This window comes from Pseudomonas sp. L-22-4S-12, assembly GCF_009799935.1.
Classification (GTDB): Bacteria; Pseudomonadota; Gammaproteobacteria; order Pseudomonadales; family Pseudomonadaceae; genus Aquipseudomonas.
Window position 1 is genome coordinate 124,732 of record NZ_WELL01000010.1, and the last position, 11,159, is coordinate 135,890.

At 68.7% G+C, this 11,159-nt stretch carries 9 protein-coding genes; 1 reads left to right on the forward strand and 8 read right to left on the reverse strand.

Going from position 1 to position 11,159, the window contains the following annotated elements; genetic code table 11:
- Positions 1–150 precede the first annotated feature (150 nt).
- Positions 151–3,831 carry a PAS domain S-box protein gene (locus F3I16_RS19355; RefSeq protein WP_160495160.1) on the forward strand — a complete coding sequence of 1,227 codons (3,681 nt, stop codon included), beginning with the start codon at positions 151–153 and terminating at the stop codon, positions 3,829–3,831.
- 124 nt (positions 3,832–3,955) lie between these two features.
- Here F3I16_RS19355 and F3I16_RS19360 read toward each other — a convergent pair whose 3' ends face one another.
- The 8 genes from F3I16_RS19360 to F3I16_RS19395 all read right to left on the reverse strand — a co-directional run bounded on the left by F3I16_RS19360 (position 3,956) and on the right by F3I16_RS19395 (position 10,929).
- Positions 3,956–4,405, reverse strand: a complete 450-nt coding sequence (locus F3I16_RS19360; RefSeq protein WP_160495161.1) for an Hsp20 family protein — start codon at positions 4,403–4,405, stop codon at positions 3,956–3,958.
- A 164-nt stretch (positions 4,406–4,569) separates the two neighbouring features.
- The gene (locus tag F3I16_RS19365) at positions 4,570–5,559 is read right to left on the reverse strand and encodes a tRNA-dihydrouridine synthase (RefSeq protein ID WP_160495162.1); all 990 of its coding nucleotides are present in this window, start codon (positions 5,557–5,559) and stop codon (positions 4,570–4,572) included.
- A gap of 104 nt (positions 5,560–5,663) precedes the next feature.
- The gene (locus tag F3I16_RS19370; protein ID WP_160495163.1) at positions 5,664–6,107 is read right to left on the reverse strand and encodes a thioesterase family protein; all 444 of its coding nucleotides are present in this window, start codon (positions 6,105–6,107) and stop codon (positions 5,664–5,666) included.
- Positions 6,104–6,754, reverse strand: coding sequence for a bifunctional 4-hydroxy-2-oxoglutarate aldolase/2-dehydro-3-deoxy-phosphogluconate aldolase (locus F3I16_RS19375; RefSeq protein WP_160495164.1), 651 nt, complete (start codon positions 6,752–6,754; stop codon positions 6,104–6,106). The genes F3I16_RS19370 and F3I16_RS19375 overlap by 4 nt, the downstream gene beginning before the upstream one ends.
- A gap of 1 nt (position 6,755) precedes the next feature.
- On the reverse strand, positions 6,756–8,570 hold the full coding sequence (gene edd / locus F3I16_RS19380) for a phosphogluconate dehydratase (RefSeq protein ID WP_160495165.1): 1,815 nt from the start codon (positions 8,568–8,570) through the stop codon (positions 6,756–6,758).
- A gap of 113 nt (positions 8,571–8,683) precedes the next feature.
- Entirely contained in the window at positions 8,684–9,367 is a 684-nt protein-coding gene (locus F3I16_RS19385) for a 6-phosphogluconolactonase (RefSeq protein WP_160495166.1), read from the reverse strand.
- A gap of 102 nt (positions 9,368–9,469) precedes the next feature.
- The gene (locus F3I16_RS19390) at positions 9,470–10,345 is read right to left on the reverse strand and encodes an alpha/beta fold hydrolase (RefSeq protein WP_160495167.1); all 876 of its coding nucleotides are present in this window, start codon (positions 10,343–10,345) and stop codon (positions 9,470–9,472) included.
- Positions 10,346–10,389: 44 nt separating this feature from the next.
- Positions 10,390–10,929, reverse strand: a complete 540-nt coding sequence (locus F3I16_RS19395) for a TetR/AcrR family transcriptional regulator (RefSeq protein WP_160495168.1) — start codon at positions 10,927–10,929, stop codon at positions 10,390–10,392.
- Positions 10,930–11,159: the final 230 nt, after the last annotated feature.

The window sequence follows — 11,159 nt, forward strand, 5'->3', positions numbered from 1 at the left end:
GACGCGCTCCGGCAGCCCGCGCAGGCCTTGCCTAGAGGCCTGGAGTGAGGCTAACGTGGACCCATAACGATAAGAAAGGCCCCTCGCATGCATCAGCCACGCCAGTTGCCGGACGGTGACGGCGGCACGCATGCGCCAAACGAGCCCGCCATGCCCAAATCGCCCAAGCCAACGCCCCCCCTGCCGTTCATCCCGGCGCTGGACCCCGCCGAAGTCGAGAAGACCTGGCAAGACGCGCCGCGCCTGCTCGCCGCGCTGAACGGCGCGCACCTGGGCGCCTGGTACTGGGACACCGACAGCGGCCAGGTCAGTTGGTCACGCGGCGCCCAGGCGCTGTTCGGCATCGACTCCAGCCACCCCCTGCGCCAGCGCGTCGACTACATCGACCTGATCCCGGAAGAAGACCGCCCCGGCGTGCTGCGCCTGTTCCGCCAGGTGCTCGCCGGCACACCTGCCGCCGAGCCGCTGCGCCACCGCATCCGCTGGCCCGACGGCAGCCTGCACTGGCTGGAGATCAGCGGCCGCCAGCAGCTCGACAGCGACGGCAGCAAGCGGGTATTCGGGGTGATCCGCGACATCACCGAACAGCAGGAACGCACAGTCGCCCTGAGCCAGTCGGAACAGCGCTTTTCCATCCTGTTCCACATGATTCCCGACGTGCTCCTGCTGATCCGCGCCGACGACAGCCGGATCGTCGAGGTCAACCCGCACTTCGAGAAGCTGTTCGGCTGGAATGCCAGCGAGATCGTCGGCCGCACCACCCTCGAACTCAACCTGTGGGGCGACCTGCGCCAGCGCGACGAACTGCGGGCCAAGGCCTGGCACAGCCGGGAGCCGGTGATCCAGCACGTACGCCTGAACAGCCGCGATGGCCGGCAACTGCATGGCGTGCTGAACAGCCAGTACATCGAGATCGACAAGCAGGCCTACCTGCTCAGCACCTTCCTCGACACCACCGAGGACAAGCAGGCCGCCACCGCCCTGCGCGCCAGCGAGGAAAAGTTCGCCAAGGCCTTCCGCCAGACCCCGGACGCCATCGTCATCACCGACAAGGCCAGCGGCATCTTCATCGAAGTCAACCCGGCCTTCGAGCAGCGCTTCGGCTGGAGCAAGGACGAAGCCATCGGCCGCAGCTCGCTGCAGCTGGGCATCTGGAAAAGCCCCGGCGATCGCCAGCGCCTGATCGACGCCATGCAGCACGACGGCAGCTGCCAGAACCTGGAAGTCGAACTGCTCGACCGCGGCGGCCAGCCCAGCCGCAACCTGATCTTCGGCGGCGAGATCGAACTGGACGGCAAGCCGTGCCTGGTCCTCACCGTGCGCGACATCAGCCACGAGCGCGCCCAGGAGCAGGCCCTGCGCGACAGCCAGGAACGCCTGACCCTGGCCCTCGAGTCCGCCAGCCTGGGCACCTGGGAATGGCATATCCCCAGCGACACCCTGTACGGCTCGGCGCGTGCCGCGGCCCTGCACGGGCTGGCCGACACGCCCTACCACGGCGATTTCACCGCATTCTTCAGCCACGTGCCCCTGCAGGACCGCCACCGCATGCGCCAGGCCTACCTGGAACTGCTCGACGGCACCCGCACCGACTACCAGATCACCTACCGCACGCGCTTCGCCAACGGCGAACTGCACTACCTGGAAAGCACCGCCAAGCTCTACCGCGACGCCCGGGACCAGCCCCTGCGCATGGCCGGCATCCTCATCGACATCAGCGAACGGGTGCAGCGCGAACAGCGCCTGGCCGCCTCCGAGGAAAAGTTCGCCACCCTGTTCCAGAGCAGCCCGGAGCCGATCTGCGTGTCGCGCATCCGCGACGGCGTGTTCATCGAGATCAACCCCAGCTTCAGCCAGACCTTCGGCTGGCAACCGGCACAAATCGTCGGGCAGAACGCCGAGGAGCTGAAGTTCTGGGCCGACCCGGCGCGGCGCCAGGAGCTGTTCCGCCAGCTGACCCGCGACCAGGGCCTGAACAACGAGGTGGCGCGCTTCCACACCAAGGACGGCCGCGAGCTGACCTGCGTACTGTCCAGCCGCTTCATCCGCGTCGAACGGCAGCTGTGCATCACCACCACCTTTCGCGACATCAGCGAGTGGCAGAAGAGCGAGGCCGCGCTCAAGGCCAGCCAGGACAAGTTCGCCAAGGCCTTCCACTCCAGCCCGGACGCCATCACCATCACCGAACGCGACAGCGGGCGCTATATCGAGGTCAACGAGGGCTTCTGCCGCCTGACCGGCTACCGGGCCGACGAGGTCATCGGCCGCAGCGCCACCGAACTGAGCGTCTGGGCCGACCCGCAGGAGCGGGTCATGATGGTCGAGACGATCAAGCGCGAAGGCCGCGCCTACCACCTGGAAATGCACGGCCAGCACCGCGACGGCCATGTCCGCCTGGTCGAGGTCTCGGTGGAGCCCATCGAGCTCGACGACATCCCCTGCCTGCTGCTCACCGCCCGCGACATCAGCGAGCTGAAGGATGCCCAGGCGCAGATCCATCACCTGGCCTACCACGACCCGCTGACCAACCTGCCCAACCGCGCCATGCTGATGGACCGCCTGACCCAGCAAATCGCCCTGCTCAAGCGCCACAACCTGCATGGCGCACTGCTGTTCCTCGACCTCGATCACTTCAAGCACATCAACGACTCGCTCGGCCACCCGGTCGGCGATGCCGTGCTCAAGCTGGTGACCGCGCGCCTGAGCGCCAGCGTGCGCCAGGAAGACACGGTGGCGCGCCTGGGCGGCGACGAGTTCGTGGTGCTGCTGTCCGGCCTGGAAGGCACCCGCAACCAGGTCCGCCAGCAGGTGCGCCAGGTCGCGGACAAACTGCGCCAGCTGCTCGGCGAACCCATGCACCTGGACGGCCATCGCCTGCAGGTCACGCCGAGCATCGGCATCGCCCTGCTGCCCGAGCACGGCGACAACCCGACCGACCTGCTCAAGCGCGCCGACATCGCCCTGTACCGGGCCAAGGACTCCGGGCGCAACACCGTGCAGGTGTTCCGCAAAGCCATGCAGGATGCCGCCAGCGAGCGCCTGCGCCTGGAGAACGACCTGCGCCTGGCCCTGGCCCGCGGCGAGTTCGAGCTGCACTTCCAGCCCCAGGTGGACGCCCGCAACAACCGCATCATCGGCGCCGAGGCCCTGCTGCGCTGGACCCACCCGACCCTCGGCCCGCAGTCGCCGAGCCAGTTCATCCAGGTCCTGGAGGAAAGCGGGCTGATCCTCGAAGCCGGCACCTGGGTACTCAGCGAAGCCTGCCACGCCTGCGCCCGCCAGCTGCGCGACGGCCTGCTCGACCCCGCCCGCTTCCAGCTGTGCGTGAACATCAGCCCGCGGCAATTCCGCCAGCACAACTTCGTCGAACTGGTCGAACTCAGCCTGAAGAGCAGCGCCCTGCCGGCGTCGATGCTCAAGCTGGAGATCACCGAAGGCATCGTGATCCAGAACCTGGATGACACCATCGCCAAGATGCACCAGCTGAAGAAGCTCGGCGTCAGCTTCGCCATGGATGACTTCGGCACCGGCTACAGCTCGCTGACCTACCTCAAGCGCCTGCCGGTGGACGTACTGAAGATCGACCAGTCGTTCGTGCGCGACGCCACCAGCGACCCCAACGATGCGGAAATCATCCGCGCCATCGTCGCCATGGCGCGCAGCCTGAACCTGCAGATGATCGCCGAGGGTGTCGAGCAGCAGGAACAGCTGGACTTCCTCCTGCAGCAGGGTTGCCACCTGTACCAGGGCTACCTGTTCAGCAAGCCGCTGGCGCTGCCCGGATTCCGCCAGCTGCTCGGGCTCAACCGCGAACAGGCGCTCAAGGCCTAGGCCGGCCAGGGCCTTGCCGCTGAAAGCCCGGCCAATAGGCAAATGCACAAGGGCGCCATACGGCGCCCTTGTGCATGGTTCGGCGGCCTATGCAGACCGCCGCTGCGCAGCAGCGGCGACGAGGTCAGCCGTTCAAGGCCGGCTGCGGCGCATTGATCGGAATGCGCTTGGCCTTGGCCTCTTCCGGCACCACGCGCAGCAGGTCGATGTGCAGCAGGCCGTTGCGCAGGCTGGCGGCCTGTACCTCGATATGGTCGGCCAGGCGGAACGACAGCTTGAAGCCGCGCTGGGCGATGCCCTGGTGCAGATAGACCACGTCTTCCGCGCCGCGCTCGCGCTTGCCGCCGCTCACGCTCAGCACCCCGCGCTCGACCTGCAGCTCCAGGTCCTCTTCGTGGAACCCGGCCGCCGCCACCACGATGCGGTAGTGGTCGTCGCCATGTTTCTCGACGTTGTAGGGCGGGTAGGAACTGCCGGTCTCGTTACTGCGCAGGGCCGATTCGAACAGGTCGTTGAAACGGTCGAAACCGACCGATTGACGCAGCAGCGGGGCCATGGAAAAAGCAGTGCTCATGACATGTCTCCTGAATCTCAGCGAGTGGATTGACCGGGGCCCGAGTTCGGCGCCCCTCAAGCACCCAGATGTGGACGCAGGGAAAAAATTCAAGGGATAGTCGTCGCGCCCATCCGGCGGGCAGAGCGCCCTCTGCGCCGCGCATGCCAGCAGCCCCCCTCCACTCAGGACAGCCGGGCAGCCGCCTCGCCGGTCATCCGCTCGCCGCCAGCCGCAGCGGCCAGCAGCCGATCCAGCCGTTCACAGTCGTTCTCGCGGCGCATCGCGGCGAACAGGCTGACCGCCTCCGGGTAGCTGCGGGTGAGCATGGCCAGCCACTGCTTGAGGCGCCCCGGGGCGTAACGCGGGGCGATCTTGCGCCGGGCCTGCAGCCAGAAATCGCGCAGCAGCGGCAGCAGCTCGTCCCAGCTCATCGGCACCACGCTGTGCCCGGCGCGCGCCGCGGCAATCTGCCGGGCCAGGTCCGGGCGGGCCACCAGGCCGCGGCCGAGCATGATGTCCTCGACGCCGCTGACTTCGCGGCAACGCCGCCAGTCGTCGAGGCTCCACACCTCGCCATTGGCATACACCGGCACGCGCACCACCTCCTGCACCCGCGCCACCCACTCCCAGTGGGCCGGCGGCTTGTAGCCGTCGGTCTTGGTCCGCGCATGCACCACCAGCTGCCCCGCCCCGCCATCGACCAGCGCCCGCGCGCAGTCGAGGGCGCCATCGGGGCTGTCGAAGCCCAGGCGCATCTTGGCCGTTACCGGTATCTCGCGCGGCACCGCCCGGCGCACTTCACAGAGGATGGCGTGGAGCAGCTCCGGTTCCTTGAGCAGCACCGCGCCGCCGCGCGACTTGTTCACCGTCTTGGCCGGGCAGCCGAAGTTGAGGTCGATCACCGGCGCGCCCAGCTCGCAGGCATAGGCGGCGTTTTCCGCCAGGCAGACCGGGTCGGAGCCGAGCAGTTGCACGCGCAACGGCGTGCCGGCGGCGGTGCGTGCGCCCGTGCGCAGCTCCGGCGCCAGCTTGCGGAAGTGCGAGGCCGGCAGCAGGCGATCGCTGACCCGGATGAACTCGGTCACGCACCAGTCGATGCCGCCGACCCGGGTCAGCACATCGCGAAGGATCTCGTCGACCAGGCCCTCCATGGGCGCCAGGGCAATTTGCACGGCAGGATTCTCGGGGGAAAACGGGGCGGCGATTGTAGCGGCAGGCGCCGGGCCTTTATAGCGCCGTGGATGACCGCACGGCGCCTTCTGCAAGCCGCGGTCAGCTAGGGCGCCGCGGGCTCCCGCAACGCCTGGCCATAACCCTCAACGAACTCGACCGGCATGCGCTTGGGCTTGCCGCTGGACAGCTCGATGCAGACGAAGGTGGTCTGCGCGCGCAGCAGGGTGCTGGCGTCGGCCGGGCGCCACAGCTGGAAGTGGCGGGTCATCTTCAGGCGCTGGTCGGACTCGACAATCCAGGTGGCCATTTGCAGCGCTTCGCCTTCATAGGCGCTGGCCAGGTAGTCGATCTCATGGCGCAGCACGGCCATGGCCCGATCCAGGCGGCGGTATTCGCTCAGGTCCAGGCCCAGGCTCTGCGAGTGGCGCCAGGCGCAGCGCTCCAGCCAGCTGACATAGACCGCGTTGTTGGCGTGACCGAGGCCGTCGATGTCCTCGGCGGCCACCTGCAGGTCGATGACGAAGGGCATCGGCAGATCCCAGCTCATGCCTTGACCTCCACGCTGGCGGCCAGGGCGCAGGCCTCGCTGGCCAGCTGGGTGATCTGGTCCCAGGCGCGGGCGCGGATCAGGTTGTCCGGGGCGATCCAGGTGCCGCCGACGCAGGCCACGTTGGGCAGGCGCAGGAAGCTCAGCAGATTGTCCACGGTGATGCCGCCGGTGGGGCAGAAACGGATGCCGGTGAACGGCCCCTTGAAGCTTTTCAGCATCTTCACGCTGGCCGCGCCATTGGCCGGGAACAGCTTGAGCGAGCGATAACCGTATTCCAGGGCCAGCAGCACTTCGGAGGGGGTCATCACCGCCGGCAGGTACGGCAGGCCGGAATCCTCGGCGGCGGCGGCCAGGCGTTCGGTGCAGCCGGGGCTGACGGTGAATTGCGCACCGGCATCGCGGGCCTCCTGGAACTGCTCGGCATGAATCACCGTGCCGGCGCCCACCAGCAGCTCCGGCAGGGCCTGGCGGATCGCCGCCAGGGCATCCAGAGCACGCGGGGTGCGCAGGGTCACCTCAAGCACGCTGATGCCACCGGCGTGCAGGGCGCGGGCCAGGTCCACCGCCAGCTCGACATCCTCGATCACCAGCACCGGCAACACCGGGCGCGCCTGCTGCAACACCTTGTCCATCGTCAGGCTCATGTCAGTCCCCCTCATCGAAAATACTTGCGCCACAATCGGCCGCACCGACAAGCCGGCGCTGCGCGGCAAACAGTTCAAGACCGTAGCCGGCAACCAGCCCATGCGGCACTTCGGCCAGCGGACGCGCTGCCAGTTGTGACGGCGCCAACTCGACGCGCAGCACACCGGCCAGCGCATCCACCTCGAGCATGTCGCCGTCCTGCAGGCGGGCCAGGGCGCCACCCACTGCCGCTTCCGGGGTGACATGCAGCGCCGCCGGCACCTGCCCGGAAGCGCCGGACAGGCGCCCGTCGGTGACCAGCGCCACCCGCTGCCCGGCCGCCTGCAGGTTGGCCAGCAGCGGCATCAGCTTGTGCAGTTCGGGCATGCCGTTGGCGCGCGGCCCCTGGAAGCGCACCACCAGCACCAGGTCGCCGGTCAGCTCGCCGGCCTGGTAGGCGGCCTGCACCGCGGACTCGCAGGCGAATACCCGCGCCGGCGCCCGCACATGCCACTGCGCCGGGTCGACGGCGGAGGTCTTGAGCATGGCTCGGCCCAGATTGCCTTCGAGCAAGGTGAAGCCGCCCTCGCGACTGAACGGCTCAGCCACGGGGCGAACGATATCGGGCGCCGGAGTCTGCGCCGGCAACTCGCGCCAGGCCAGGCGCCCCTCCTCCAGCCAGGGCTCGCGGGCGTAGTCGGCCAGGTCGTGGCCGGCCACGGTGGCCACATCGCCATGCATCAGCCCGGCAGCGAGCAGTTCGCGGATGATCCACGCCGGCCCGCCGGCGGCCTGGAACTGGTTCACGTCGGCCGCGCCATTGGGGTAGACCCGCGCCAGCAATGGCACCACCCGCGACAATGCGGCGAAATCCTCCCAGAGCAGTTCATAACCGGCGGCCCGGGCGATAGCCGGCAGATGCAGACTGTGGTTGGTCGAACCGCCACTGGCCAGCAAGGCGGCCAGCGCATTGACCAGCGCCCGCGCATCGATCTGCCGACCGACGGGCAGGAAGCGCTCGCCCTTCGAGCTGTTGCGCGCCACCAGACGCGCGGCTTCCTCGCTCAGCGCATCGCGCAACGGCGTATAGGGATGGACGAAGGCGGAGCCCGGCACATGCAGGCCCATGGCCTCCATCAACAACTGATTGGTGTTGGCGGTGCCATAGAAAGTGCAGGTGCCGGCCTCATGGTAAGAGGCCAGCTCGGCCGCGAGCAGCTCGGCGCGACCGACCTCGCCGCGCGCATAGCGCTGGCGCACGGCGGCTTTCTCCTTGTTGGCCAACCCGGAATGCATCGGCCCGGCCGGCACGAACACCGCCGGCAGGTGGCCGAAGTGCAGGGCGCCGATCAGCAGGCCCGGGACGATCTTGTCGCACACCCCGAGGTAGAGGGCGCCGTCGAAGATGTCATGGGTCAGGCCGATGGCCGTGGCCTGGGCAATCAGGTCGCGGGAGAACAACGACAGCTGCATGCCCGCCTCGCCCTGAGTGATGCCATCGCACATGGCCGGCACACCGGCGGCAAACTGCGCGGTAGCACCGACACGGGCCAGGGCCTGCTTGAGACGCTCGGGATAGTCGCGCAGCGGCGCATGGGCCGAGAGCAGGTCGTTGTAACTGGAAACGATGGCGATATGCGCCGAGCCGCCCTGCTTCATGATCAGCCGCGCATCGCTGTCCTGCGCGGCCAGGGCATGGGCCAGGTTGGAGCACCCCAGATGCTGGCGCGGAGCGCGTTGCGCAGCTTCCTGCAGGCGCTCCAGATAGCGTGCACGGCGCGCCGCCGAGCGCTGCTCCAAGGCGGCAGTAACCTGTTCGACAACGGCATTGAGCATCACGGCACCCGCTTTTCATTCTGACCAGCCAGAGTGTAACGACTTAGACCCTGCTCGGGGCCTATCGGTGCATCAGCACACGCCGGGCCTGCCCGCCTATCGCCGCTAGCGAGTCAGGGCGCCCAGTAGATGCGCAAGGGGCTCAGGCCGTTGTGGTACAGCGCATGCAACGGCAGCTCGCGACCCTGCCCGTCGACGCGGGCGACCCGCTCGATCAGCTTGCGCTTGGCCGTGCCGAAGGCCAGCAGGCCGAGCCAGCCGGTGCGACAGAGCATCGACAGATTCAGCGACAGGCGCTGGCTCGGCTCGCTCGGCGCCCAGGCCGGCAGCGCGGCGGGCTCGGCCGTTGCATCGAGGGCCGCAGCCAACCCCGACATGCCGGCGAACAGCGAGGCGAAGTGACCGTCCTCGCCCATGCCCAGCAGCACCGCGGCAAATGGCAGCTGGGGCCGCAGCCGCTCCTGCCAGCCGGCGGCGGCCAGCTCGGGCGTGGCAGCCTGGCGCGGATCGAGCACCTGAGCCAGAGGCAGGCCGCTACGCAGCAGGCGCACGTTGCTCTGCGCCGCCTCCGCGGCGACCCAGCGCTCGTCGGTCGGCGTCAGGTCGATGCGCGCCCAATCCAGCGCCGCCTGCGCCAGCAGCGGCAACAGGGGCTGCGGGCTGCTCCCGCCCGGCAGCAGCAGGGTCGCCCGCGCCTGCCGCGCCAGCGCCTGGCCCAGGACCACGACCAGGTCATCCGCCAACTGGTGGACACACTGCTGGCGATCGGCAAATTCGTGGAACTCGACGGTTTTCATGGGCGGGCGCCATCACGGGACAGGCCGCCATGATGCGCCATCTCGGCGGCCATCCCAAGCCGGCCCGCGCCACCACGTTGAGGCGACCCGGGCGCGGACTCGTCAGGAGGCCAGTGCCGCGAGCCCATCTGCAGCGCCCAGGCCACGGCGCGCCAGGCCGGCCGACGGATCGGCGCTGCCCAGCAGCTCCAGCACCGCCTCGGCCAGCTGCGGGTCGGCCAGCAGCTTGCTGTGGCCGCCACTGGGCAGGCGCAGCAGGCGACTGGCCGACCAGGCCGCGTGGATGCTCTGCGCCTCGTCGACAGGCACCAGCGGATCATCCTCGGCATGCACCACCAGCCCGGGGAAAGCCAGCTCGTAGCGCTCCACATCGATCTGCGTCGCCGGCATGCCGGCGCTCTGCTCGACCATGCGCACGAAGCGCGCCCGCGCCTGGCGCGGCAGGCCGACGAAGTGGGCGAAACGGCGCAGCGCCCCGAGGATCTTCGCCGGCGCGGCGATGGTCACCAGCATTTCACTACGCAGGCCCAGCTGGGTAGCCAGCAACGCACTGGCGCCGCCCATCGAATGGCCGATCACCGCCTTCAGCGGCGGCAGCTCGCTGGCGGCCTCCAGCAGCGCCCGGGCGAACAGCACCACATGCGCATCGTGCCCCGGCGAACGACCGTGGGCCGGGGCATCCAGTGCCACCACGCCGTAGCCGGCACGCACCAGCACGCGGATCAGACTGGCGAACTGCGTCGGCCGCCCTTCCCAGCCATGCAACAGCAGCACGGCCGGCCCCTGCCCCCAGCGCAGCGCGGAGAGGCCGAAGCGCAGGGTGATGCGCTCCGCCTCGGCCAGCAGCGGCAGCTCCCAGTCGCGCGGCGGCAGATCGCGCGGGGTGAGAAACGCGCGGTGCATCTTGCTGGCGACCAGCTCGGGTGCCAGACGACCCACAGTGGCGTTGAAGCCACGAACCCAGCCCAGGCTGCTCATATCGCTTCTCCTCACTATCACGCCCGGCGCTGCCGGGCCTTGCCTCAGACAACCGCCGACTTGGCGGCCCGCAGAACTCGGTCGGATAACGCGCCATCGCCCAGCGCCCGGGCAATCGCCAGGCCGCCGACCATCAGCGCCAGATCGGCCAGCACCTTGTCGGACTCCTCCGGGCTGCCGGCCAGTTCGGCCGTCATCAGCTCGATGTGCTCGGCCAGGCTGGCGCGAAAGCTCTCCGGCAAACGCGCCAGCTCACCCAGCGAACTGGGCAGCGGACAGCCATCGTCCTGGCTGTCGCGGTGCTTGCGCGACAGGTAGAAGGCCGCCACCAGGGCGCGCCGCTCACCTGGCGAGAGATCGGCATCCAGCTGCTGGAGCAGGCTGCGACGGCGGCCGAGCAGTTGGCGGAAAGCCTCCAGCATCAGCGCATCCTTGCTCTCGAAGTGGGCATAGAAGCCACCCACCGTCAGCCCCGCCGCCCCCATCACCTCGCCCACGCTGGACTCCGCCGGGCCACGCTGGATCAGCGCGGCGCGGGCGGCGGCAAGGATGCGTTCGCGGGTCTGGGCCTTCTTGTCGCTCATGGCTGCCTCCGTAAATATTATGGTTGAAATATTATACTCGTAATAAATTTCCGCAAGCACCAGGCGCGACCATTGATCGGCAGGCTGTTACGAGGGAGACGTTTTGCGGAGGCGGAAAAACAAAAGGGCCACTCCGTAAGAGTGACCCTTGAAGCCCGCAAAACGCGGAAAGAAAATGGCGTCCCCTAGGGGACTCGAACCCCTGTTACCGCCGTGAAAGGGCGGTGTCC

Bases quoted from the DNA above. Each gene is read 5' to 3' on its own strand.
- F3I16_RS19395 (WP_160495168.1), bottom strand. From the start codon at position 10,929: ATGAGCGACAAGAAGGCCCAGACCCGCGAACGCATCCTTGCCGCCGCC.
- edd (WP_160495165.1), bottom strand. From the start codon at position 8,570: ATGCTCAATGCCGTTGTCGAACAGGTTACTGCCGCCTTGGAGCAGCGC.
- F3I16_RS19370 (WP_160495163.1), bottom strand. From the start codon at position 6,107: ATGAGCTGGGATCTGCCGATGCCCTTCGTCATCGACCTGCAGGTGGCC.
- F3I16_RS19360 (WP_160495161.1), bottom strand. From the start codon at position 4,405: ATGAGCACTGCTTTTTCCATGGCCCCGCTGCTGCGTCAATCGGTCGGT.
- F3I16_RS19375 (WP_160495164.1), bottom strand. From the start codon at position 6,754: ATGAGCCTGACGATGGACAAGGTGTTGCAGCAGGCGCGCCCGGTGTTG.
- F3I16_RS19385 (WP_160495166.1), bottom strand. From the start codon at position 9,367: ATGAAAACCGTCGAGTTCCACGAATTTGCCGATCGCCAGCAGTGTGTC.
- F3I16_RS19390 (WP_160495167.1), bottom strand. From the start codon at position 10,345: ATGAGCAGCCTGGGCTGGGTTCGTGGCTTCAACGCCACTGTGGGTCGT.
- F3I16_RS19355 (WP_160495160.1), top strand. From the start codon at position 151: ATGCCCAAATCGCCCAAGCCAACGCCCCCCCTGCCGTTCATCCCGGCG.